At 46.2% G+C, this 24391-nt stretch carries 17 protein-coding genes and 1 pseudogene; 7 read left to right on the forward strand and 11 right to left on the reverse strand.

The window, feature by feature from the left end:
- Nucleotides 1-81 precede the first annotated feature (81 nt).
- On the forward strand, nucleotides 82-1275 hold the full coding sequence (locus ACNKW2_RS10145; protein ID WP_419148451.1) for a tetratricopeptide repeat protein: 1194 nt from the start codon (nucleotides 82-84) through the stop codon (nucleotides 1273-1275).
- A gap of 19 nt (nucleotides 1276-1294) precedes the next feature.
- A complete protein-coding gene (locus ACNKW2_RS10150) occupies nucleotides 1295-2209 on the forward strand; it encodes a M20/M25/M40 family metallo-hydrolase (protein ID WP_419148452.1) in 915 nt (304 codons plus the stop codon).
- 16 nt (nucleotides 2210-2225) lie between these two features.
- Here ACNKW2_RS10150 and ACNKW2_RS10155 read toward each other — a convergent pair whose 3' ends face one another.
- On the reverse strand, nucleotides 2226-2546 hold the full coding sequence (locus tag ACNKW2_RS10155) for a GIY-YIG nuclease family protein (protein WP_419148453.1): 321 nt from the start codon (nucleotides 2544-2546) through the stop codon (nucleotides 2226-2228).
- A 304-nt stretch (nucleotides 2547-2850) separates the two neighbouring features.
- Here ACNKW2_RS10155 and ACNKW2_RS10160 point away from each other — a divergent pair, with 304 nt between their 5' ends.
- Nucleotides 2851-3210, forward strand: a complete 360-nt coding sequence (locus ACNKW2_RS10160) for an outer membrane protein assembly factor BamE (protein ID WP_336565917.1) — start codon at nucleotides 2851-2853, stop codon at nucleotides 3208-3210.
- Nucleotides 3211-3239: 29 nt separating this feature from the next.
- Here the strand turns inward: ACNKW2_RS10160 and ACNKW2_RS10165 are convergent, their stop codons facing one another.
- Together ACNKW2_RS10165 and ACNKW2_RS10170 are read right to left on the reverse strand one after the other, a co-directional pair.
- On the reverse strand, nucleotides 3240-3566 hold the full coding sequence (locus ACNKW2_RS10165) for an RnfH family protein (protein WP_336565915.1): 327 nt from the start codon (nucleotides 3564-3566) through the stop codon (nucleotides 3240-3242).
- On the reverse strand, nucleotides 3566-4000 hold the full coding sequence (locus tag ACNKW2_RS10170) for a type II toxin-antitoxin system RatA family toxin (RefSeq protein ID WP_419148454.1): 435 nt from the start codon (nucleotides 3998-4000) through the stop codon (nucleotides 3566-3568). The genes ACNKW2_RS10165 and ACNKW2_RS10170 overlap by 1 nt, the downstream gene beginning before the upstream one ends.
- 141 nt (nucleotides 4001-4141) lie before the next feature.
- Here ACNKW2_RS10170 and smpB point away from each other — a divergent pair, with 141 nt between their 5' ends.
- Nucleotides 4142-4624: an SsrA-binding protein SmpB gene (gene smpB, locus ACNKW2_RS10175; RefSeq protein ID WP_336565912.1), complete on the forward strand. Its 483-nt coding sequence runs from the start codon at nucleotides 4142-4144 to the stop codon at nucleotides 4622-4624.
- Nucleotides 4625-4930: 306 nt separating this feature from the next.
- On the opposite strand, the gene fabB is transcribed toward smpB, so the two are convergent.
- Nucleotides 4931-6145 carry a beta-ketoacyl-ACP synthase I gene (gene fabB, locus ACNKW2_RS10180; protein WP_336565911.1) on the reverse strand — a complete coding sequence of 405 codons (1215 nt, stop codon included), beginning with the start codon at nucleotides 6143-6145 and terminating at the stop codon, nucleotides 4931-4933.
- A 176-nt stretch (nucleotides 6146-6321) separates the two neighbouring features.
- Here fabB and mnmC point away from each other — a divergent pair, with 176 nt between their 5' ends.
- Nucleotides 6322-8307, forward strand: coding sequence for a bifunctional tRNA (5-methylaminomethyl-2-thiouridine)(34)-methyltransferase MnmC2/FAD-dependent 5-carboxymethylaminomethyl-2-thiouridine(34) oxidoreductase MnmC1 (gene mnmC / locus ACNKW2_RS10185; RefSeq protein ID WP_419148455.1), 1986 nt, complete (start codon nucleotides 6322-6324; stop codon nucleotides 8305-8307).
- Between the two features lie 133 nt (nucleotides 8308-8440).
- Here the strand turns inward: mnmC and ACNKW2_RS10190 are convergent, their stop codons facing one another.
- From ACNKW2_RS10190 to ACNKW2_RS10205, 4 genes and pseudogenes are all read right to left on the reverse strand, one after another.
- Nucleotides 8441-8731, reverse strand: coding sequence for a YkgJ family cysteine cluster protein (locus tag ACNKW2_RS10190; protein ID WP_419148456.1), 291 nt, complete (start codon nucleotides 8729-8731; stop codon nucleotides 8441-8443).
- A gap of 83 nt (nucleotides 8732-8814) precedes the next feature.
- Nucleotides 8815-8932: pseudogene (locus tag ACNKW2_RS10195) on the reverse strand (DUF3612 domain-containing protein); the annotation flags it as partial.
- 170 nt (nucleotides 8933-9102) lie between these two features.
- Entirely contained in the window at nucleotides 9103-10494 is a 1392-nt protein-coding gene (locus ACNKW2_RS10200; protein WP_419148457.1) for a pre-peptidase C-terminal domain-containing protein, read from the reverse strand.
- 480 nt (nucleotides 10495-10974) lie between these two features.
- Nucleotides 10975-12459 carry a DUF3612 domain-containing protein gene (locus ACNKW2_RS10205; protein ID WP_419148458.1) on the reverse strand — a complete coding sequence of 495 codons (1485 nt, stop codon included), beginning with the start codon at nucleotides 12457-12459 and terminating at the stop codon, nucleotides 10975-10977.
- A gap of 145 nt (nucleotides 12460-12604) precedes the next feature.
- Between ACNKW2_RS10205 and ACNKW2_RS10210 the strand changes: the two genes are divergently transcribed.
- Entirely contained in the window at nucleotides 12605-13093 is a 489-nt protein-coding gene (locus ACNKW2_RS10210) for an aldolase/citrate lyase/malate synthase family protein (RefSeq protein WP_419148459.1), read from the forward strand.
- Nucleotides 13094-13196: 103 nt separating this feature from the next.
- Nucleotides 13197-15377 carry a cation:dicarboxylate symporter family transporter gene (locus tag ACNKW2_RS10215; RefSeq protein WP_419148460.1) on the forward strand — a complete coding sequence of 727 codons (2181 nt, stop codon included), beginning with the start codon at nucleotides 13197-13199 and terminating at the stop codon, nucleotides 15375-15377.
- 134 nt (nucleotides 15378-15511) lie between these two features.
- Here ACNKW2_RS10215 and recD read toward each other — a convergent pair whose 3' ends face one another.
- From recD to recC, 3 genes are read right to left on the reverse strand one after another with little or no spacing between them, the layout of a single operon-like run.
- Nucleotides 15512-17407, reverse strand: coding sequence for an exodeoxyribonuclease V subunit alpha (gene recD, locus ACNKW2_RS10220; protein WP_419148461.1), 1896 nt, complete (start codon nucleotides 17405-17407; stop codon nucleotides 15512-15514).
- Nucleotides 17404-20937 (reverse strand): exodeoxyribonuclease V subunit beta, encoded by a 3534-nt coding sequence (gene recB / locus ACNKW2_RS10225; protein WP_419148462.1) that lies wholly within the window; start codon nucleotides 20935-20937, stop codon nucleotides 17404-17406. The genes recD and recB overlap by 4 nt, the downstream gene beginning before the upstream one ends.
- Nucleotides 20924-24187: an exodeoxyribonuclease V subunit gamma gene (recC, locus tag ACNKW2_RS10230; RefSeq protein WP_419148463.1), complete on the reverse strand. Its 3264-nt coding sequence runs from the start codon at nucleotides 24185-24187 to the stop codon at nucleotides 20924-20926. Before recC ends, recB begins: the two co-directional genes overlap by 14 nt.
- Nucleotides 24188-24391 lie beyond the last annotated feature (204 nt).

Here is a 24391-nt window from a genome sequence, read left to right on the forward strand (position 1 = left end):
TAAGGTATAAGAAAGTAGTTGGGTACAAGCAAATCTCATAATGACGATGTTTTGCACTTTCGTTACCCTGTAGGAGGTTGTATGCAAACACGCCAGTTGCTCTCACTGTTACTATTATCTGTCACTATCGTGGGCTGTAAAGCCACCAAAACCATCGATATCGACAACACCATACTGGTTTCTGCCAAGCCCTTTGAAATACAAGCGGTAGAAACGCGTGATGAAGTCTTCAAGCTTAACGAAGATATTCAACAGCAATTAGGTATGTACTTTAAAGCGGATACGGTTGGTTTAAAGCAGGCCAAGCAGTTGCTACGATTTTTAGTTGAAAGTGGCGATCAATCCATGTCCTATCAATCTGGCGCTAACCTCACTGCAAACCAGACATATCGTAATATGAATGCTAATTGCTTATCGCTTTCTATCTTAGCGCACGCTATTTCTCGACATTTAGGCTTACACACCCAGTTTCAGCGGGTACATATTCCTGAATACTGGGACCAAAGCCGTGGTTACAGCTTACTTACCGGTCATGTGAATGTTCGTGTATCTGAAGTCGATAAAGTTAACAATGACGTCAAAACATTTTATGTAAAACCGGCATCCGTCACCATTGACTTCGACCCCAACAGCCGAGGCCGTGATTTTGCTACCACCGCGATTAGCGCCGACACTATACTCGCCATGTTCTATAGTAACAAAGGGGCAATGGCGATGATAAATGATCAGTTAGACTTAGCATATAGCTATTACAATGCGGCTATCAAAGTCGACCCTTACCATGATGGTGCCTGGGGTAATCTCGGCATTCTTTATCGTATTAGTGGTCAGTTTAAACTGGCTGAGCGTGCCTACAACCAAGCGCTCGAAATTAATGATGATAACCTCAATGTCATGAGCAACCTCGCTAAACTTTACTCTATAACCCAGCGAACAGCAGAGGCGCAAGAATTAGAACACCGTATTCATCTAGCGAGGAAGTCGAACCCATATTATATGTTGGTATTGGGTGATGAAGCGTTTAAAAAGGGTAATATGAAACAAGCAAAGCGCTATTACACCCAGGCAAAAGTGCTTGATAAGCATTTACATGGTAGTTATTTTGGCTTAGCTAAGGTGGCCTACGTTGCCGGTGATCTTGACCAGGCTGAACATTTGTTAACACGTGCCCATCAAATGGCACTGTTTAGTCATGACAAACGAGTGTATGAAGGTAAGCTGGCGGTGCTAAGAGGGGTCGCTCAACATCTGGTTGAACCATCAGCCTCTTATTAACAACCAACGTGTTCAGCATATGATGATTCTGAAGATATTTCTGGCAAGCTTATTAACTTTAACGGCTCTGTTTTGGCCAGTGGGAACACAGGCGCAAATGCCTAATACTCTGTTACTCGACCTAAACACACTGGCCAGTGAGCAACATTTAGGCCGGAAAAGTGGCGCCAAAACACCCAACTTGAGTGCCGAGTATATCTTTGCTCGCTTTGACAGCATGGCAGCACAGCCTAGCTATCAACCTTTTACTTTTCCTGCTGGGTTCTTTAGCCAAGCCACAGGGCATAATGTCATCGCAAAACTTCCCTGTACTAAACAGCGATGCACTGATGCTATTGTGTTAAGCGCCCATTATGACGGCCTCGGACGCCATGGTGAACGCCATTACCCGGGAGCCAATGATAACGCTTCTGGTGTTGCTGCCATGCTTAACATAGCGCACAACTTATCGACTCAAGCTCGCGCTAGAGACTTTTTATTTGTCGCCACTGACGCCGAGGAAAGGGGCCTTCATGGCGCCAAATTTTACGCAGATACACTAGATCAAAAGGTGGCGTTTAATATTAACTTAGACATGTTAGCGGTGAATCATCGCAACCGCCTTTTTGCCTTACTGTCACCACGCTTTTCTGATTACGAAAGTATATTAAAAGCACTACCTAGCCCAGAAATCCAACTCAAAGTAGTCTCTTCAACTCGGCAATTAGCTCGCTATAGCAACAACGCCAGAATTAACTGGCATAAGGCGAGCGATCATTATGCCTTTTATCGCCAAGGGATCCCTTATATCTACTTTGGCATGGGGGAAGATCAGCACCACCATAAAATCAGCGATAGTATCGACAATATCGACCTCAACAAGTACCAAGCCAGCGTCGAACTCATTAACCGCTTTATCATGCTGCTAGCCAAACCGACGGCAATCACTGATTAGCAGGCCATTGCATTACTCAGCTTTGATGCGATTGATTTGCTAATAACGCTTTTATCTTGTCGTTAGCACGTTGGCCATTGGACGCGACAAACTGGACTTTTTGGGTTTTGGTCAGCTTTTTAAGCTGCCACTCCAATTTCAAAGCCTGAGATTTACTGCCAACCTGACGTTGATACTTTAACGTTAAAGGTCCTTTGCCGCGTAAGTTTTTTGCGCCTTTACCACTTTGGTGCTGACTTACTCTTCTGGCCACGTCAGTGGTAACACCGGTATACCAATGGCCTCCTCGGGTTTCGACAATATAAATACTCCACATCGGCTGCGGCGGAACTGCCATTGCAGTTAACCATTTTTTTCCTAACAAAATACACCTTTTATACCAATTCACTAAGCAATCACCCAATTAAAGTCACAATCACTTTGCCAGGCTTCTCGTTATTGCCACACCACCCAGCTTAAGCAATATAGTGTTGTCTGTCTCGTGTAATTGGTTTTGCTCAACGCCATACTGCCACTATCTCTCTATTGCAACTTCCCGGCGAACTTTTTACACTGAGCGCAGTCCAAATCCGCTAAGAGACTTTACCTTCTCTGTGCAATAGGTATCATGCAAACAACTGATAATAAGGATACACAATTTCATGCTGTCTAATAAAACCCTTTCTGTTTGGCTCAGTGCTGTAGTGATGATGATATTTACATCGGGCTGCTCTAGCTGGATTTATCGCATCAACGTGCCACAAGGTAATTTCTTAGAGCAGTCAGATGTCGATAAACTGCGTGTTGAGATGACTAGAGAGCAAGTTATTTATGTGTTGGGCACACCACTGGCAAAAGATGCCTTTAATGATGATGTTTGGCACTATAAATATGTATTCAATATTGACCGCGAATCGGAAGTAAGGAAATCTTTTACGGTGTATTTCGAAAATGACAAGCTTGCTAGAGTAAGCGGCGACTTCGACAAACCCGAAAACTTTGATACTCCACTCGATCAATAGTAAAAAGGGATGGCAACATCCCTTTTTTGTTATTTCTGCTCGGTGGGCCTGCCACCAGTCACTTTACTGGCTCTGCCTTCCTCTTTTGCCTTTTCTGCTCGGCGTCTTCTGGCCTCTTTCGGGTCGGCAATAAGCGGACGATAAATTTCGATACGATCGCCTTCTTTTACCACATGGTGAAGTTTCACCGTACGATTCCACACTCCTAATGTCAGGTTATTAGCATCAATCTCAGGGCATTGCTCTAAAATTCCTGACTGGAGCACAGCCTGCTCAGCAGAGGTGCCTTCTGGCACGTCAACGGTTAAACTGGTTGCTTTGTCTGGCAACGCAAAAACCACTTCCACTTTTATCATTACCTTGCTCCGTACACCACTTTTGCTCGTTGAGTAAAGGCGGCCACCATACTCTTTGCAACTTCGTTGAACAACTTGCCAAACGCCATTTCGATGAGTTTACTGGCGAATTCAAACTCCAGCTTTAAACTGACCTTACACGCTTGGTCATCCAAAGCCGTGAACTCCCAATAGCCATGTAATGATTTAAATGGCCCATCAACAAGCTGCATTTTAACTCGGTTGTCGTCAAATTGGTTCTTAGTAGTAAACCACTTTTTTATCCCGGCTTTAGAGATCTCCAAGCTCGCGGTCATTCCTTGGTTATCACTATCGATCACCTTGGCATTCGAGCAGTGCGGTAAAAAAGCGGGATAGGCATCAACATCGTTGACTAATTCAAACATCTCAGTGGTGCTATACATCACCAATGCACTTTTTTCTATCTGTGGCATAGACACTCCAAAATTATATGTGGTGATTTTACCAAGCTTTTGAAGAATTATCTTGTTTGCAGGCACTGACTAGGTAAAAATACGCGACATCGCTTAAAAAGCGCTGTCTTATAACCCGATTTATAGGTAAACTAGGCCATTATGGCAAAGAAAAATTCAAGTAAATCAAACAGCAATACCATAGCGCTCAACAAAAAAGCGCGTCATGAGTATTCACTACACGATAAGTTCGAGGCAGGTATTGAATTACAAGGCTGGGAAGTTAAGAGCATCCGTGCCGGTAAGGTCAATATTTCCGATACATATATTCACATCAAAAATGGTGAAGCCTACCTGCTGGGTAGCCAAATCCAACCATTAAATAGCGCCTCTTCTCATGTGGTTTGTGATCCCTTACGGTATCGCAAGTTACTATTAAACAAGCGTGAAATATCTCGTTTAATTGGTGCTACGGAGCGTGAAGGGTATTCACTTATTGCTACGGCAATGTATTGGAAAAAATGCTGGGTTAAGCTCGAGTTTTATCTTGCAAAAGGTAAAAAGCAACACGACAAACGTGCAGACATCAAAGACCGCGACTGGTCACGCGATAAAGAGCGTTTGATGAAACACAAAGTACGTTAACAGCAAGCCGATTGCAAAACACTACAGCAGACAACGTAAAAGGCCCCCAATGATGATTGGGGGCCTTTTGTTGTTCATGCTAGTATACCAATCCGCATTAATACTTGCTCAATTTGAGGGAGTAAATTCGACGCTAACTGCGTTAAAAATTTCTTATTTAGAACAACTAAATAGCAAAATTTTTGCCTTGCCTACACGGATGTAGGTACCTTGGCGGTAGCAGGACGCGAGAGCGGTGTTATCGACAGAATTTTCTTGCCTCAAATAGACCACTTAATTAAGCGAATTGGTATTAGAAATCAGCAATTAGCCTTTGTATTTCGACATCACTAAAGTCGCGTTAGTACCACCGAAGCCAAAGCTGTTAGACATAACCGTATTAAGCGCACCATCGCGACGCTCAGTAACAATATCCAAACCTTGCGCTTGCTCATCTAACTCATCAATGTTGATTGATGGCGCAATAAAGTCATTGTCTAGCATCAACAACGAATAGATGGCTTCGTGTACACCTGCTGCACCTAGAGCATGGCCCGTCATTGCTTTGGTAGCACTGATCGCAGGCGAGTTATTGCCAAACAATTCTTGAATTGCCCCAAGCTCTTTAACGTCACCTACAGGGGTTGAGGTGCCATGAGTGTTAAGGTAATCAATTGGCCCTTCAAGCCCTTGCATGGCTTGCTTCATACAGCGAACCGCGCCCTCACCCGATGGCGCCACCATGTCGTAGCCATCAGAAGTCGCACCATAACCAACAATTTCAGCATAAATGTGGGCACCACGTGCTAGCGCATGCTCAAGCTCTTCAACCACAACGATACCGCCACCGCCAGAGATAACAAAGCCATCACGGTTAGCGTCATAAGTTCGAGAAGCGCGCTCAGGCGTGTCATTGTATTTTGTTGACAATGCACCCATAGCATCAAACTCCATCGCCAACGTCCAGTGCAGTTCTTCACCGCCACCAGCGAAGATGACGTCTTGTTTACCCAGCTGAATTTGTTCAACCGCATTGCCAATACAGTGCGCAGACGTCGCGCATGCTGAGCTTATAGAATAGTTAACACCTTTGATTTTAAACGGCGTTGCGAGGCAAGCTGAAGTGGTGCTGGCCATGGTTCTAGGCACCATGTATGGGCCTACTCGCTTGACCCCTTTTTCACGCAGGATATCCGCCGCTTCAACCTGATATTTTGACGAACCACCGCCAGAGCCAACAATAAGACCAGTACGCTCGTTAGACACTTGTTCGTCAGATAAACCGGAATCCGCAATGGCTTGGGCCATTGAAATATAAGAAAATGCAGCGGCATCGCCCATAAAGCGATGTGCTTTACGGTCTACAAGCGACTTAATGTCGATATCAATTTTACCTGAAACCTGACTACGAAGGTTGTAATCAGCAAACTCTTGGTTAAAAGCAATACCACTTTTGCCAGCTTTTAATGATTCTAAAACTTCTTGCTTGTCGTTACCGATGCTTGAAACGACACCGATACCCGTAATAACGGCTCTTCTCATGGGTTATTCCCTTCGAATTAACTAAATTGTGCGTAGTATACGCTGAATTTTAGTCCCAAGTGGTCAGCTTTCCAGCGTACACATGTACTCTGAACCTAAATAAGTAAAAATGCAACCAGACTATTACCCTAAAAGTCAGTAAAATAGGCCTAAAATAGCCTAACATAGAGTTTTCCATGATTAAAAACGCTGAAATACATTTCAACGAGGCCGGCACCCCAGTCGCCAATAGTTTTGATGACGTCTATTTTTCTAATGATGACGGCTTAGCCGAGTCACATTATGTCTTCTATCAGCAAAACCATATCGATAAGCGGTTACAAAATCATGGCAAGAGCAAATTTGTTATTGCTGAAACCGGCTTTGGTACCGGGTTAAACTTTTTAAACGCCTGGGCACAGTTTTTAGCGCGACCCAGTAATGCCAATGTCACACAACTGCACTTTGTCTCGTTTGAAAAGTTCCCCATTCACCTCAATGACCTTATTCCAGCCTTATCGGCATGGCCCACTTTACAGCCGCTGGCTACACAACTGTGCCAGCAGTACCCGATGGCGTTATCGGGCTGTCATCGCCTCGAGTTTGAGCACGGTTCTGTAATACTGGATCTGTGGTTTGGTGACATTCACGACACCCTGCCACAACTTAGCTACAGTGAGGAAGGGTTTGTTGATGCCTGGTTTTTAGATGGCTTCGCTCCAAGCAAAAACCCAGATATGTGGCAGCAGTCTTTGTTTGATGCCATGGCGAACATGAGTAGAGCCAATGCCACCTTTGCCACCTTCACTGCAGCTGGCTTTGTGCGCAGAGGACTGCAACAAGCTGGGTTTGAATGCCAAAAAGTAAAAGGATTTGGTCGTAAACGCGAGATGGTGGTGGGCGTCTTGCCGCAGGCCACTGAGCAGCACAACACCCCGTCTTTTTATCATACCCAGTCACGTCAGCTGAGTGATGTTGCTGTGATTGGTGGCGGCATCGCTTCAAGCTGCCTACTTTACCATTTAGCTAAGCGTGGCATTGCGGCCAGTTTATTTTGCCAAGATCCCCAGCTTGCCATGGGCGCATCTCACAACCGCCAAGGGGCGCTTTATCCTAATCTGCAAGCGGATACGACCCCACCGAGTGAGTTTTATGCCCATAGCTTCTTATACGCTAAACGCCTGTATCAGCAGGTGCACCAAGCCGGTTTTGACTTTGCCCATGACTGGTGCGGCGTACTGCTGCAATCCGTCACCGAGGCAAAACAGCAACAGCACCAGAATATAACCGATAAAGCCAATTGGCCCCAGGCGCTGATCTATGCCGTAGATAAACACATGGCCTCGGAGCTTGCCGGCACACCCCTACCTTATGGTGGCCTCTATATTCCCGAAGCAGGATGGCTGCATCCGGCCCAAGCTACCCAAGCGGTTTTCTCAGCAGCAAGTCAATTACAGCACATAGAAAGCCACTTTAATACCGACATTGAAGCACTCGAACACACCGATGCCGGCTGGATATTGCACAGTCAAGGTCAGCAATATGGTCCTTTCAGCGATGTTTTCGTGTGCGCCGGAGAGCACAGTGATCGCTTTGAACAAACGCGCCATATTCCACTCCATGGAGTGCGTGGACAAGTGTCGCATGTGGAAGCGGGAGAAGCATCGCAGCAGCTAAAAACCGTGTTATGCCACAAGGGGTATTTCACCCCAGCTCTTGAGGGCTACCATTGCATGGGGGCAACCTTTGATAAAAATAGTAAAAGTCGAGCCTTAAAAGCCCAGGACGATGACAGCAATCGCGCCCAGCTTCAGCGTTTCTACCCAGACAGCGACTTTGCCACCAGTTTAGGCGCTATCACCAGTGCTAAGGCTGCCGTGCGCTGCTGTTTTAATGATCACTTACCCATGCTAGGGCAAGTTCAAGATCCTGAGGATTTCTGTCACGGCTTTGCTAATTTAAGAAAGGGTAAGCAATTTGACTTTGCACCACTTACACAACCCCATCAAGGCTTGCACCTAGTTACTGGCTTTGGCGCTCGGGGCCTATGCAGTGCGCCGCTTGCTACAGAGCACCTAGTATCAAGTTTACTCACAGAGCCACGGCCCTTCAGTGAACGTGTTCATCAGGCCATTCACCCCAACCGCTTTATGGTCAGAGACCTAATTCGCAATAAAATCTAATCACTAACAAACATAGCGCGTTTGCCACAAGCTCTTGCCTGCAGCGGTAAGCGCGCATCACTGATGCTATTTCCGTGTCATCAAGGCCGCGATATTGCCCTAGTTAGCACACCTTTTCATGCCATGAATTGCCTTACAAGGTAGCATCACGTTGTTCAATGCACTCGTAAGAGCCCATTTCAAACTCACGGCAGATCCAAGGACGGTTTTCATAAATCGTACACATAAAAGTGTCTCTATCCAGCGCCGCACACCAGCCATCATCCAGTCGCCGCATGGTTTCGCTGCCAAACTGATCGCGTTCGATAAAGGTCTCTGGTACCCCAGTATCTGAAATAATCATGACTTCTAAACGGCAGCAACACGCTTTGCAATTACTGCAGGAGACGTTGGGGTTGGTTTCGCTTTTAATTGCAATATTCATAGTAACCATTCACTGAGACGGTTCGCCATTTTAGCCTAAAGGCGCCACCATTGCAGCCTTAAATCCTCATAGCTAGCAGCAACTCAAGCACCTTCTAGATAACAACTTGGCTGCCTAGGACAACTTTTACCGCGAGTGCAAATCACCCGCCACCCCATCTAAACCACGTTCGAGCCATTGAATATTGAAAATATTCGCCACGGGTAATCATTGCGCTTTCATCTGAACTCGTGATTAGAAATGAGCTAACTAAAATGCATAGCTCAACCATAGAATACGACCCTTAGTACGGTCCTTTTACTCCAGATATAAAACCCAATACCGACAACGGCATTGGGTTTTTGCGCAGAAAAGTAATTGTACTTATCTGATTAATAAGGATTATTGGGTAAATAGAAGTTATTCAAGTTGCCGTCAATGGAGACTGCAAGTTCACTGCTACTATGTGTATGGGTGTAGATGTTGTAACTCTGCCCCGGCAACACTTTTACTCGCAAAAAGTCTTGATATTGTACTGCTTCACCGCAAGCAAGTGCTGTTCTTTTAGTGTCTGCTGTTTCTTTAAGAATATAAACTTCAGCGCTGCCATCCACGATCCCTTCACCGTCGCTATTGATGAAAATTGATGTTGCTTCGCTTGCTGCAATATTAAAATAGTTACTACTGTGACGAGCTAAAGATACGGCTGCACGTCCCATTCTGTCACGCTCAGCAAAGTGCGTGTCTGTTAGCGAATTGTCTAGCATGGGAATAGCAACAAATCGACTACTAAAGTTCAGTGTTTCGTGACAATAATCAGTTACTACTTCACTGGAAATAGCACCGAGCACCCCATCAGGATCGTAAATACTGTCGGCCAGTAATGCCATTCCCGCTGATGTGCCACCAACAACACCGCCCTTATCAAAAACGTGCTGCACCGCGCTTTGAACAAAAGTTCCTTGCCATGTATTTAGATAATCAGACTGATCGCCTCCAGCAAACCAGACAAACTCGGCACTGCGAATAGCCCAATCAACATAAGGGTCATTAGCCTTGCTAACAGAGTCAATAATTAAGGTCTCAACGGAATCTGCCGCCATCAGACCAAGTAAGTAATCATTGTACGCGTCTGTGCCTGAAGTACGCAGTACCACCACATCAGCACCATTACCAATATGAGGAGCGACTCTTTGGCTTAAGGCGTTATCAACATCGGTTCCCCCTCCCATTAAGAGCGTGGCACCGTTATCTGGTGTCAGCGTATTGCAAGTGTCTGAGCTATTACCAGCAAGATATGCCTTTAATGACCTAGGTTTTGACGGCCGAATACCGTAATTACACTCTCCAGTTGATGGCGGAGGAGTTTCATCTTGGACAAAATTAACAATCAAATCATACCAACCAGAACCACTGTATCGCGTTAGTTTTAAATAATAGGTACCTGCCGTCTCAGCATAAAAACTTCCCGTTTCTGGAATTTGACTGGTTTCCCTACTGATAACCGCTGAGCCAGTCTCTTGATATAAGAACCAGTCAAAATCATCACCAGAGCTATGGTCTAGGGAAATATCTATTGAACCTGGTGCCGCCACATCAAAAGTAAACCAGTCGATATCCCTTCTGGATAACTCGCCGCTAATTGTGGTGTTATTGCACACTCCACTATTGGCATTACCTTCGCTGTCGTTCGGTTCTGTTTCAGTAGTTGAGCAAGCATAGCTATGGCTTGTCACAAGCATTAAAGCCGCTAGTGATACAAATAGAATGTTATTGTTTTTCATAGTATTTACCTGAATGATATATGTTTCTATGATCCGTACCCTTGCAAAGCTAGGCTGCTGCACAGCGTATTTTGCCCGAAGCGCCCGCGGCAACTTATACACAGATGACGATGGTCACACGCGCAGAAGTAAGCCTTATTCATTTCGTTTTTTGCAAAAGCCAAACGCAATTAAGGTTCGAGTTTACATTCGCATTGATACGGAACGTGATAAACCCGCCCGACATATTGTCAGTGGGAATAGAATTAAAATTCAGGTGAGGCTATTCGTCGAACCACTCACTCAAGTGGTAATTAACGGAACATTCATGCAGATCACTAGGGCGCTGTTTGTTGTAGATGAACATTTACGTCTCCTAGATGATAGTTAAAAGAATGAGTATTAAGCAGATGTAAACAAACTGCATAAAAAATATGGCATGCAACGCCGATTTTTTCAACTTTTATTATCAAAAACTCAACAAAAATTCACCGGATGGCGTCAACTATGCCTCTCGACATAACAACTTGGCTGCCTAGGACAACTTTTACCGCGAGTGCAAATCACCCGCACCACCCCATCTAAACCACGTTCGACCCATTGAATATTCAAGATTTTCGCAACGCGCAATAACTGCGTTTTCATATGGTACGGCACCACACTGGCACCACCATGTTGTATGCAAGCTTGTTGCAATTCACCGACTAAGGCATCGGCATCAATTCCTTGTGCTGCAATAGCCGGGGTTAAATCAAGCCCAGCGCATAGCACCCGAGGACGATCCGCCACATCGATAATTTTCACTGATTCACAACAGTAAAGCCGGGGCTTGCCATCAACATTGAGGATCGACAACTGGGCACTGGACTGTTGGCTGTCATCGTGAAACTTGCGAAACACCGCCCAATGCTGGCAAGGATCGGCCACGCTGCGCATATTCCCCCATGGCAGTGGGATACCATTACCGCGATAGACCGCTTTAAGCTTACCGGCTTGGTAAGCATCAAAATAGTGCCAGTGAGGGTAAGGAGACACCGAGGTCATTCTACGCATCACCACCGAGGCCGATATCCCCAATTGTTGATGCACGCGAATATCGTAGCCACGACTTTCAAGCAGTTGCCGAAATGGCGTTCTGGGACACAGTAGAGCACCGGCAAAAAAGCTCGACTCAAAGTCCTGCCAGGCTCTTAGGATATCTTGCGCATTGGGGGTATCGTGATCGAAAGTATGGGCATCCTGACGGCTTTCACCGGTGGTCAAGGTACACTCTAAGCCCTCAGTGGTGTGCAGCACAGCATGACCAATATGCACCGCTAAATCGTATTTTAGCCGCGCTGGGTGCTGTTTTAATTGTTCATTAAGATACACCTGATTGGGTTCTTTAAAGTATGACGTTATAAGCCCCTGATCTGGGTGACTGTCTTGTTTAAACCACACCAGTGTACGGCCTTTTTGCTGTAAAATGCTCTTGAGCTCATCGACACTGAGATAGAGGTTTTTGCCCCCCACTTCATCGGCGGCACGCTCTAAATCGGGGAAATGGTTTTGATGATGTTCTTGGTGGGCACGGATCAGCAAGTGTGCAAACTGACGACCGCTGATCCCAGCTTGAGACAGCATCTCCGGAATCGCTATTTGTAAAATTTCTTTGGCAAACAAAAAGTTTGGCTCCAACGCCATCCCCATAATACCACCCGAATTGCCCTTATCTGGAGCCAACTCAGGTGCCTCGGGCTGGCTGTCTAAAAACCAGTCTATGGGCTTTTGGAACACGCTAGAAAAATTCTCCAGCATGGCTTCACTGGGGGTACGCTGGCCGCGCTCTATCATCGATAGGTAAGACACCGAAGGGGCACTGGCTGGATCTTGTTTGACACAGCGTGCCGAAAGGTCCTCTAGCGTTAAGTGATTTCTTTTTCTTAAGTTACGTATTTTGGTGCCGAGAAAATGGGATTTTCTGATTAAACTTGCCACTTTAGCCATGATTTCACACCCTTGTTTTGTGAAATTCACACTGTGAAATTCTTTTTGTGAAATTATTTGAATATTTACCCTACACTCAAAATGTACACGAAACAACCAGAATATATTTCCTATTACATGACAACATGAACAAGTGAGGTGGATCATGGCAGCGCAGTTACAGCAACAGACAACAACCCCAATCACAAACGACAAAGTGCAGCAAACTGAACTGGCAAAGCAGTATTTAGACGAGCAATGCCCGCTTGAGTTTGGCTCTCACGCCGAGGTAAGCAACTATGTGGTTTACTACAACCACCTGTTGGCTTTCTTTGCCAACGGCAGTCACTGCGGGCTAAAAAACTGTCGCCAGTTCGTTGCCTTATGTGGCCATCGTGAAGCCCCAGAAGCCCTGCTACTAAAAATGCAAGATGGCCGTCATATTGAAATAACGTTTAATCGCACTGGTGCCATTGGTCAATTTGACAATGCCCACATTGAAGACATTTTAGTAGAAACTCCACTGTCTTCGGTACAAGAGCAAGCCTGTAATACAGAACTTAAAAAGTTGTGGATGAGCTTTTTCCATGGCGTCCAGCAACCCTATGGCAAGGCATGTTACCGCAGTAAAAGTGGCGACGACTACATTTTATAATATGGATGTCCATTGCTGCGCTGATAAAGCGCAGCCCTTGTGCTGTATTCAGGCAATTTTCAGCTAAGCTCATTACAATACCGCTCTTTTTTAATTTGAGCCTATGACTAAGCTGCTAGATTTTTTAAAAAACATCAATTGGATGCTATGGGCCTTGCTGTTAGGCGTGGCCGTTGGACTTATTTTTGGTGAGCGGGTGTCATTTTTACAGCCCATCGGTGCTGGCTTTGTCAGTTTAATGCAAATCACCATTTTACCCTATATTGTGGTCAGCCTCATTGTTGGATTGGGTAAGTTTAACCCCGAACAAGTAAAAACCGTTCTCGCCAGAGCAGCATTAGTGATGATCGCCTTATGGAGCATTGGTTTGGCGGTGATCTGGTGCTTTATTATGACCTTACCACAGCACGATGCCGGCACCTTTTTCTCTCCAGCCCTAGTTACCGCGGCACCAGAAGTGGATTTTGTCTCCCAATACATTCCTGCGAACCCCTTCGCCTCCATGGCTGAGGGCAACGTGCCCGCTTTAGTTATCTTTTGTATTGCCCTTGGTATGGCATTAATTGCCAATCAAAAAAAACACCGCTTACTGGATGTCTTAGAGGTGGTTGGCCAAGGTCTATCGGTGATGTCAAAGAAGATCATCGCCATTTTCCCGCTGGGCATATTTGCTATGACGGCCAGCACCGCAGGGACCATGAGTGTCGAGGAGCTGTCTAACTTACAAGTGTATTGGGTGGTGGTACTGTGCGTTGGTCTTTACTTGATGCTGGTTTTACTGCCGATGCTGGTGGCAGCATTAACTCCAGTAAAATATCGCGATCTTATTTGGGTAATGCGTAATGCTTGGATAACGGCATTTAGTACCGGTAATGTGTTTATCGTACTGCCAGTAATAACCGAAGGTATTAAAACCCACCTGCGTAAAATAAAACAAAGTGATGAAAGTGCCGATCATATTGCCGAGGTGCTGGTGCCCATCGCTTATACGTTTCCGAGTCTTGGCAAACTCACCACGTTAATTTTTGTCTCTTTTGCCGCATGGTTAACTGGCAATCAAATTGGCGTAGAGCAAATCCCCAATATCTCTTTGTCTGCAATGCTGAGTTATTTTGCCAATGTTCACATTGCTATTCCATACTTGCTGGACGTCTTGCGGGTCCCTGCAGACACTTACCAAATTTATCTGTCCATGTCGGTTTTGACCGCGAAAATCGTCTCACCAACCACGGTAGTGTACATATTTACTTTTGTGTTCCTGTGTATTTTTATTCAGCGTAAGCAGTTGCATTTTAAACGTGTGCGATCGGTTTACTATTTATCTCTGTTGAGTGCCTTGTTACCGCTTGGTATGCTGGCCAGCTTTACTGCCAACAGTTATCTGGCCAAGCACACTAAACCCGCCGATGAAGCCATTGCAAATATGGTGATCTCAGACACGGTGCCTGCCCACGTATTAAATTACGTTCCTAAGGCATACCAAAGTGGTGAGTTGTCTTTAACCAACATTGAGGTGATCAAAAAGCGCAACCTGCTGCGGGTGGGTTATTTGGTTGATAATGTCCCCTTTAGCTATTTTAATCAACGCGGTGAACTGGTTGGCTTTGACGTTAGCCTAGCCCATCGTCTGGCCGCCGATCTCGATGTCGAAGTTGAGTTTATTCCATTTAAAAAACCGCAACTGACTGAATACCTTAACAAAGGATATTTTGATATTGCTATGTCTGGCTTGGAGATAAATGTCGCCGACTTGCAACGGGTGCGTTTTAGTGACCAAGTGCTAGAGCTACAATTGGCGCTGCTAGCCAAAGATCATGATTTAAAACGCTTCGCTGATAAACAGGCGCTGCTGTCTCAGCCACAGCTGCATTTGGCCCATGTTGAATATGCGCCACTGCTAAAGCAATTAGCGCAACACCATCCTCAAGTGAAGGTGTCTACCATTGCCAACCTGAAGCAGTACTTTACTCATCCTGATGACTATGATGCCCTGGTAATTAGTGCTGAAGCCGGTTTTGCCTGGAGTATGTTTTACCCTGAGTTTGGTGTGGTGGTCCCGCAAGGAGCAGCCATACAGTATCCAGTAGGTTTTGCTGTTGCTAAACGTAACTTAGACATACTGAGCTACGTTAATGCCTGGTTGAGTATTCAGCACAGCAATGGCGAAATCGAAAAAACCTATGATTACTGGATTTTGGGTAAAGGCAGTGTGCAAAAGCAAGCGCGTTGGTCATTACTAGACCAATTAGAGCTCACACCTGACAATTTACTAAAACCGTTTTAGAAAAAAGCCGCCAGCTAATGGATGCACTGGCGGCAAGTCTACTCACTGGGCGAGCGGGCATAATTGAATATGAAATTATGCGCTCACTTAAACCTTATACCAACACACAAATAAAACAAGAAATAAACAATTTATTAACTTTGTTTTTTTGATAACCGCTGTCTGAGGCCGCTACTTCGGCTCACGGTGCGCTCCATACCAAGTTGCAGTACTCTTTTTTGTGCCACTAATTCAAATCGCGATTTAGCACGGGTAATACCGGTATAAATAAGCTGGCGATTAATGCCTTGTTGTGCTCGTTGCAATGGTGGCAATATCATCGCGGTATGCTGAAACTCTGAACCCTGAGACTTGTGTACCGTCATCACATACACCCGTTCAAAGCTTGGCAGTCGGGCTGGGAAGAAGTGCCGTGATTGACCCTGTTGATCGATAAATGACGCCACCAGCTCCCCCTGTTCATCAGCTAAAATAATGCCAATATCACCATTGAATAATTTTAATTGGTAATCGTTTTGGCTGATCATAATGGGCATGCCTAGATAGAAGCGTCCATGTGGCTGAATTAACCCCAGCTGTTGTAACCGTAACTCAATTCGGCGGTTCAGTTCATTGACGCCATAAGGGCCCTCTCGCACCGCCGCCAACAATTGATATTGGCCAAAGTATTGGTGAATTTGCGCTTCCTCTGCGCCATCACCAATGGCCTCAAGATAGTGGCGATATTGCTCAGCCGCTCGCACTATCATGGCGTTATATTGTTCACTATTAAGATCGAAAAAGTCTAAGTCCGCAAAGCCGGCATTCATTACCCGCTCTAGCTGAGTACGACTGTTGCTATTGACTGCATAGGCTAATTGCCCAATGCCACTGTTACTATTAAAGCGGTGACTTTTTTGTAAAAAGGCTAAGTTATCCGCTAAACTAAAGTCGTCCAAACCAGGTAACTGTGCTACTGCCGGTGGCAATGCCTCTTGACTGAGGGTTCGCAATTGCGCCACCAGCTTTTCACTATAATGAGGCGCAGAGCCTAGCACCAAGCCCTCGCACAAGTCACTGAGGACATTGCCAGTGTCCACTGCGGCGAGCTGATCTTTATCTCCCAGCAAAATTAACCGCGCATGTTGCGGTAAGGCATCCACCAGTTTGGCCATTAAAGGTAAATCAACCATGGATGCCTCATCGACGATTAACACATCTAGGTGCAAAGGGTTGCTGTTGTCATGACGGTAATGCACGCTATTTGGGATCACCCCAAGCAAACGGTGAATGGTTTGCGCGCTTTCAGGCAACAGATCCGCCACAGCTGCAGGCAAGTTGAGTCGCGCTTTTGCTCCGATGATGGACTCACTTAAGCGCGCCGCAGCCTTACCAGTCGGTGCCACCAGCTTAATCGACAAAGGGGCCGCTTGATACAGCGACTGTAAAATCGCCATTAATTTGGTCACCGTAGTGGTCTTGCCAGTACCTGGGCCGCCTGTGATAACACAAAAGCGCTTAATCGCTGCAAGTGCACAGGCCTGTTTTTGCCAATTTGGCTTATCATCGCTGTCGGCAAAGTAATGCTGCAACAAGGTCGATAGCTTTTCTTCATTCACCTCGGTGTCGGCATGGCCAAGTTTGTCAAAATAAGCCGCCAACTTGGCTTCATAATGGGCTAAGCGTGATAAATATAAACGCCCAGCAAAGAGTTGTAATGGTTTGCCCTCTCCCACGGCGTGATGACTAGCTAACTGCTGTAGCGTCTTGTTTAAGGCAATAAATGGCGATAAGGGGGGCTGTGGCTCAGCAACTGCATAGCTGAGTTCAAAAGGATCGCGGTCGTCTATTTGTTGTAAATCTAAACAACTGTGTTGCTTTTGATGGGCTATAAGTAGCAATAAAAATACAAAAAAATAGTCGTCCAACTGTTGCTGATTTAGTAGCTTAGCCAAAGCAATATCGGCTTTACCAACCCGGTTATGCTCCAGCAACAAAGCAACAAAGTCTTCTCCAGCAAGGGTGTAAAAATCCATACTCAATTGACTCATACGGCCTCCCCAAATAAGGCATCTAGTTGCTCTAGCTGCTCCAGCGTTAAACGTTTAAAGTATATTCCTTGATGGTCTGGCAGCGCCCGTAAAAATAAATAATAACATCCTCCTAAATGCTGCTCAGGATCGTAGTGTGCTAGTCGATGTTGCAACAGGCGATGTAATGCCACCGTATAAATCATGTACTGCAAATGATATTGATGAGAAGACATGGCACTTTCAAGGTTATCTTGCTGATAATCGGCACTGTTCTCGCCAAGGTAGTTAGATTTGTAATCCAGTACAAAAAACTGCTCTTGCCAGCAAAAGATTAAATCAATAAAACCTTTGAGCATGCCTTTAACGTTGTCAAAGCTCAAAAAAGAGGGCTGGCCAGTTATCGCCGTCAACAGCTTATTTAGCGCCGGCGCTTGCATCGGCTTCAGCGGCAAATAAAACTCCATTTCAACAATGCAGTCGTTTGGCGTTAAGTGCTGTAATTGCAATTGCGAATGCGGCAATAAAGGTGCCGTCAGACACTGAGCTATCCAGTCTTCGGTGGGCTGTTGCCAGGTGTCGGCAATGCCGTACTTTTCCAGGCTTTTACTGACCGCCTCAGGCAAGGTCAGCTTATCTGGCTGGCAAGGCTTGTGGGGTGCGCTAAAGTCAATTAGCTCAAAAATTTCATGTAAACAGCTGCCCGGCTTGGCACCTTTGGGAAAGGTATAGGCATTGGCGGTTTGAGCTTGTTGCTGCTCTGGTAAATCTAACAAATGATTCTCATCCACCGCGCCAGCCGGCTTGTCACTGTGATGCGTATGGTAGCTCAATTGGCTAAAACTCGTCGTACGCCAGTTGCGCTCAATGACCCCAGTGAATGGCTTGGTGGCAAGCGTTTCACCAGCCTCAGCTATGTTGTCCAGCACCTGCTGCTGTTGAGCTGCATCAAGGTCGACACATTCATAAGTCATGGCGTGATGCTGGGCACACAACTGCTGTATTTGCTGCTGCCACTCTTTTGCAGCGCTGAACTCAGTAGCACCAAACAGGGCATAGCCCAGTGCCGTTTTATGCATCCCAGAACGCTTACTGCGACCAAGCTGGACATCGTATAACCCCAGTTCACAGTAATGCACAGCGCGAGTTAAGGCCACATAGAGCAACCGAATGTCTTCAGCTAAACGCTCTTGCTCCGCTTTTTCCATGGCCGCTTCATCGCCTTGTAAGTCGATTATTAGCTTATCTTGATGATGGTACACCGCCTGATCTGCCTCGCGATAGCCAAGGGCAAAGGGGATATACACAATGTCATACTCCAAGCCCTTGGAGGCATGCATAGTAACAATTTTCACTAAATCTGCGTCACTTTCTAGGCGCAGTTGGCTGCCATCACTGTGACTATTATTTAGCTGCGTTAAAAACCACCGTAACACCCTTCCCGTGCCATCTAATTCCAGCTGCTTATGCTGTAACAGCTCGCCTAAATGGCGGTAGTCAGTTAACCAGCGCTCAACCTCATAGCCTTGGCGTTGCCAGTTATTCGCTAACTCACTGGCTACCAATAAGTGCTCCATCATTGCCATGGCCCCTGAGCGGTACCAAAGCTGGCTTAGCTCAGCAAACAGTTGCAGATAGCCCTGCCAAGCTTGTTCATTTGACTGCAGCGTATATAACGACTCATGACTGAGATTAAATAACGGTCCGGCCAACACACCACGCAGCGCCGCTTCATCATAGCTACCATGTAATACCTGCAAAAGCTGATAAAGAGCCGCCGCAAGAGGCTGACTAAACACGCTGTCGCGGGCAAGGTAAACACTGGCAATATTGCGCTGTGCTAAGGCTTGCTTAATTAAGGATGCTTCATTACGGTCTCTTACCAGCACACAAATATTGGCTGGCAGCACCGACTCTTTACCAATGCAGGCCTCGCCCCTGTGCCCTTGCATAATAAGATTGGCAATTTTGTTGGCAAACACCTGGCTTAATGCCTGCTGCGCTTGATTTTTACTCAGCTCCTGCTCCTCATCCAAGATGGTAAAACAAAGTGATGGCGGCTTTTGCTGCTGTGTTAGCAGCTGCTCGTCCTCGCTTTTGCCTTTGGCGTCAACCGCCACAAAAGGAATATCTTGGTTGTAAATAAAGCTATTATGATGCTGCGTGAACACCCTATTTACCGCTGCAACCACATCGCTGTCTGAGCGGTAGTTGGTGGCCAAGGTATAGCGCTTTTGTGCCGCCACGGCTTGTTTGGCATTGATGTAAGTAAAGATATCCGCACCACGAAAACCGTAGATGGCTTGTTTCGGATCCCCAATTAACGTCAGCGCCGTATTGTCGTGCTGGTAGATACGGCTAAAGATGCCATATTGGATTGGATCGGTGTCTTGGAACTCGTCGATCATGGCCACCGGATACTGCTGCGCAATTTTGTTGCTTAAGCTGTCGCCACTGCTGCCATGCAATGCCGCGTAAAGCTGTTGCAAAAGATCGTCGGGGGCAATTAAACCATATTCTTCTTTGTGTGCTTTGAGTAACTGCCGCACAGCACCTATACCTTGCTGTATCAGGGCTAATCGCAAGCCATTGCTCACTGTCTGGTGTAACTCAGCCAAGGTATCGAAATGACGGATCAGCTCATGTTGCAATGGCGTGGCATGTTTTTTGTAATGCTTTGGCTCTGCCAGATTGTCACTGCCCCAAAGACTAAAAGAGTGCTTTGCGCTGCCAAACTCAAACCACCACTGTTCGCTGTAGCAATAGTCTTCTAGTGCTTGCAAGTTGGCTTTACGCCCGGGCGCACGATTGCCAGCAAGACCGGCATTTTTTAAAGTATTTAGGTAATCGGCTTTGACGATTTCAGCTTTCAGCCACAGTGCCAATGTTTGATACTTTTCTCGGGCTTCAAACACCTCGTCAAGGGAAAACTCTGGAGTGATCTTGGCGTGCTCACGAGCTAACAATGGCCGGATTTTTTTTGCTAGCGCATAAGGGGTGGCAAATTGTGCCAGCACTGCTTGAGTTTTGTCTTGATCCAAAGGGTAGACAAAACGTCGCCAATGGTCCGCCACTGCGGCGTCAATGAGCTCACTTTCATCGAGAATAAACTCTAGATTAAATGCCACCTTAGACTCGAACGCATGCTGTTTAAGCATGCGCTGACAAAAACCATGAATGGTATAAATCGCCGCTTCATCCATGGACTTAGCCGCCGCATCGAGTAAATCAAACGCCACTTTTTTGTCCCTGACCTGCGCTAAGACGTCCATAATCAGCGCGTCTTTCGTCGCTTGTCCAAGTAAACAATCTCGTGCCTGAATAATACGTGTACGCACCCTGTCTTTAATCTCTTGGGTGGCCGCTTCAGTGAAGGTCACCACCAGGATTTGCTCGACATTCAACGGCGTGGCGTCACTATCTTGCCCTCTGAGCCCTAATAAATAACGTAAATAGAGTCCCGTTATAGTGTAGGTTTTCCCGGTTCCAGCACTGGCCTCAATTAAGCTTTGACCGTCTAACTCCATGGTGATGGGGTTAAGCATCTGCATGTTGCACCTCCTCAGCCACAGCAACAACCGGTTGCAGCAACGACTGACTCAAAGCCATAAAGTCCGCTTCATAAGGGCGTAAATCGGCAAAACACAAGGCGATGTAGGGGTCTTCACATTCACCGATGCCAATGTATTGTGGTTGGAATTTATTTAAAGCCTTATTCATATCTTCACTTTTGGCGTACTCGTAGCTGGTTGCAGGGAAAAAAGGCAGTGGCTGGGTCAACGCTTGCAGGTAAAACTCCAGCCATTGCGCTATGCTTTGCTCTGCCTGCTCACGCGGCATCGGCTGAAAGACAATCGACTGATCTAAACCAACAATATGGGTGGTCAAGTCTAATGCCATCGACGCCGCCACACAGTGGCGCAAGTAGCCTTGAATAATGTCTTTGGCTTTAATGCTGGCAGTGCGGTAAAACACCTGACGGTCTTCATAAAGGCCATCCAGCCAGCCTACCAGCGTTTTACCCGCCACTGGCATATTCACTTCAATTGGGTCTTTCGGCTTTGCTAATAACGGCTTAACAATCTGCGCCATGGGCGTAACTCGGGTCATCAAGTCGGCTAATTCTAGCTTGCCGATATTCGCCTGCGGCAATACCCCGCGCTGCAATACTTGTTCGGTGTTGATGTCACGCTCAGACAATTGCAATGCCAGTACTTCATCAAGATGCTGATAGCGTGCCAATGGTTCCAGTGCGAAAGGCTCTTCATCGTCACTTTGCTCCGCTATGGGTTGTAATTTCACCCCGAGTACTTGTTGGTAAAATAGCCGTTGTGGGGCACACACACCACGTAAAAAGTCATCCAGTTCAATTTCCCCTTCGGGGCTGAATGGCAGCGCTTGCGTAGCTGTGTTTTCATCTCTGGGCTGTTGCTTTTGCCACAGCCAAGTAGGGTTATAACTTTGCAACGGCCCAGGTTGAAAGTGCTGCGGATTAAACGGCTGCAGAGGCAACTGAGTGGTCAGGTGGCCGACAATATCACGATTTGGCTTATCTTCTAGATAAAAGCTACGGCCAATGTATTCTGTTAATTCACTGACCAAGACTGAGGGCACCTGCACTTCGTTATTGTAACAAGAGCGACCAACGTAACTAATGTAGAGGTTCTCTCTAGCACTTAAAAGCGCCTCAAGAAACAGATACCTATCGTCTAATTTGCGCGAGCGGTCGCCTTTGCGCCTAGTTGAGTGCGACACCAGATCAAAACCAATTGGCTGCACGGTACGGGGATAATCGGCATCATTGAGGCCTAACATGCACACCACCTTAAACGGAATCGCTCGCATAGGCATGAGCGTACAGAAGTTCACAGCACCGGCCAAAAAGCGCTGTCCCACTCCTTTTTCTTTTACTCCTTGGCTGACTAAATACGCCAATACCTTCGCCGACACGGCTTGTTCAATATCGCCATTGTGGTGATGCTTTTCAATATTATCGATGATGTGATCCAGTTTGAGGAGATCCCAGCTTTGCTCTGATTCTGTGGCGTAAAAGCAGTGTTTGGCTTGTCGCAACACAGCAGCATACTCCGCTAAGGTTTTCGGGCTGGCAAGCTGCTGTTTTAACCAGCTCAGGGCATCGATAAAGGCGATTAATTTATTCAGTACTTGCACCGCCATGCCTTCAACAGCATCCGCAGCGTATATAGATTCGAATGGGGTCTGCTCATCATTCATGGCCACCCCAAGCAACAAACGGTTGAGGCCATGTTGCCAAGTATTGAGTGGGATCTTCGGCAAGCCGTATTCGCTTTTATGCTCACTATCGAGACCCCACTTAACGCTCACTTGGGTGAGCCAATGGCGAATGGTGTCAAATTCTTGCGCTGTTAAGGAGAATTGTTCAGAGATGGCTGAAACGCCTAATAAGTCTAAAATATCCGACACACAAAAACGATTACTGGGTAAATCCGCCAGGGTGACAAAGGAAGTTAAAATCGGCCTTTCTTGCTCAATGGCAAGGTCAGAGATGGCATAAGGTATTTTTAGTGCGTCATCACAACCATCAAACACGGCTTTAATAAAAGGCGAATAGGTGCCAACGTCTGGCATCATAACGATAATGTCTTTGGGCGTCAGTGCCGGGTTGTTGGCGAACAAATCGAGTAAATAATCATGTAAGCGCTCAACTTCACGCAGCGGTGTATGGCAGTCCTGAAACACCACACTGCGATCTGTGGAAGAGACCGGTAACTTACCTTCATCACTGACAAACCAATGACTGTCGCTAGTTAACGACTGCCCTTTAAAAGCCAGTTGATAGATTTCCGCTTGAATATTTGCCAATAAAGTGTCGCAAAAATCGTCATCAAAGCTATCTATCCAACTGGCATCAAGCTGCAGCAGTTGCTCAAAGTAGTCACGACCCAGCTTCCCCCACGACGATAAAAGTGGGTTACCAATATAATAGTACTCTCCTTCTTGAGCCGCTATATTGGGCATTTTTGCGTATTTGGCGCTGATTTTTGCTTGGGTTTTTTCATCAACCAGATCCCCCCAATAGTGTTCACTGGGGTTAAAAAAGAATAAAAACACCTCGGTTTTTTGCGCTAGGGCTTGGAAAATTTCTAATTGACTGGTGGCAATGGCAGAAAGCCCAAATATACAGAGTCGCTCTGGGAGCTGTTTCGGATCGGCTGCCGCTAAAGCATCCAACAATTGTTGGTGCATATTACTGCGGTGATAAGGACTTTGCTGCAACTGCTCAACCTGCTGCTGTAATCGTCGCCAAAGATCCGGCTGCCAAGGTGTCAGCTCGGTGACATTAACGTCCGCTAGCTCGTCTTGCCCTTGCTCCCATGCCGTTATCCACTCCGGGCGATACATCAAATATTGGTCAAAAACGTCGGCAATTTTCTCGCACAAGGCAAACAACTTAATGCTGCTTGGGTCCTCACCCAAATATTGTTTCAGTGGCAGATACGCGTCATGCTCTAGACAGTCAGGGAGTAGTGAAAATAGCTTCCACGTCATATTCGCTTTATTAAACGCCGATTCTTTGGGTACGTCCGCAATAAAGGTTTGATATAACCCCCAAATAAAACTAGAAGGTAAGGGGAAGTCCACTTGCGCACTAACACCTAAGTGTTTACTCATACCCAGCTTTAACCACTCAGACATGCCGGGGGATTGCACTAACACCACCTCTTTGGCAAAAGGGCTAGTCAGTGGTGCGGTTTTCACCAAGGTGCAAAGCTGCGCCTGAAGGATCTCCATTTTATTCGACTGAATGATATGTAACATGTTGTCTGCCAAGGAGTTAAACACTTTTAACTAGTGTAGCGAAAACTGACATTTATAGCGATAGTGGCAAGGTCGCAAAGCGCTTTTTTAATTCTTTACCAGAGGAGGAGTTTCAGTTGAGCAATAAAAAGGTATGCATGATTGCTAAAAAGCCAGCTAAATCCTTTTAGCGATGGTGAACTAGCCGACACGCTGGGTATGAAC

The organism is Pseudoalteromonas 'SMAR' (assembly GCF_048515945.1).
GTDB lineage: Bacteria > Pseudomonadota > Gammaproteobacteria > Enterobacterales > Alteromonadaceae > Pseudoalteromonas.

Coding starts and splice junctions, on each gene's coding strand:
- ACNKW2_RS10145 (WP_419148451.1), top strand. CDS start 82: ATGCAAACACGCCAGTTGCTCTCACTGTTACTATTATCTGTCACTATC.
- ACNKW2_RS10150 (WP_419148452.1), top strand. CDS start 1,295: ATGATGATTCTGAAGATATTTCTGGCAAGCTTATTAACTTTAACGGCT.
- ACNKW2_RS10155 (WP_419148453.1), bottom strand. CDS start 2,546: ATGGCAGTTCCGCCGCAGCCGATGTGGAGTATTTATATTGTCGAAACC.
- ACNKW2_RS10160 (WP_336565917.1), top strand. CDS start 2,851: ATGCTGTCTAATAAAACCCTTTCTGTTTGGCTCAGTGCTGTAGTGATG.
- ACNKW2_RS10165 (WP_336565915.1), bottom strand. CDS start 3,566: ATGATAAAAGTGGAAGTGGTTTTTGCGTTGCCAGACAAAGCAACCAGT.
- ACNKW2_RS10170 (WP_419148454.1), bottom strand. CDS start 4,000: ATGCCACAGATAGAAAAAAGTGCATTGGTGATGTATAGCACCACTGAG.
- smpB (WP_336565912.1), top strand. CDS start 4,142: ATGGCAAAGAAAAATTCAAGTAAATCAAACAGCAATACCATAGCGCTC.
- fabB (WP_336565911.1), bottom strand. CDS start 6,145: ATGAGAAGAGCCGTTATTACGGGTATCGGTGTCGTTTCAAGCATCGGT.
- mnmC (WP_419148455.1), top strand. CDS start 6,322: ATGATTAAAAACGCTGAAATACATTTCAACGAGGCCGGCACCCCAGTC.
- ACNKW2_RS10190 (WP_419148456.1), bottom strand. CDS start 8,731: ATGAATATTGCAATTAAAAGCGAAACCAACCCCAACGTCTCCTGCAGT.
- ACNKW2_RS10200 (WP_419148457.1), bottom strand. CDS start 10,494: ATGAAAAACAATAACATTCTATTTGTATCACTAGCGGCTTTAATGCTT.
- ACNKW2_RS10205 (WP_419148458.1), bottom strand. CDS start 12,459: ATGGCTAAAGTGGCAAGTTTAATCAGAAAATCCCATTTTCTCGGCACC.
- ACNKW2_RS10210 (WP_419148459.1), top strand. CDS start 12,605: ATGGCAGCGCAGTTACAGCAACAGACAACAACCCCAATCACAAACGAC.
- ACNKW2_RS10215 (WP_419148460.1), top strand. CDS start 13,197: ATGACTAAGCTGCTAGATTTTTTAAAAAACATCAATTGGATGCTATGG.
- recD (WP_419148461.1), bottom strand. CDS start 17,407: ATGAGTCAATTGAGTATGGATTTTTACACCCTTGCTGGAGAAGACTTT.
- recB (WP_419148462.1), bottom strand. CDS start 20,937: ATGCAGATGCTTAACCCCATCACCATGGAGTTAGACGGTCAAAGCTTA.
- recC (WP_419148463.1), bottom strand. CDS start 24,187: ATGTTACATATCATTCAGTCGAATAAAATGGAGATCCTTCAGGCGCAG.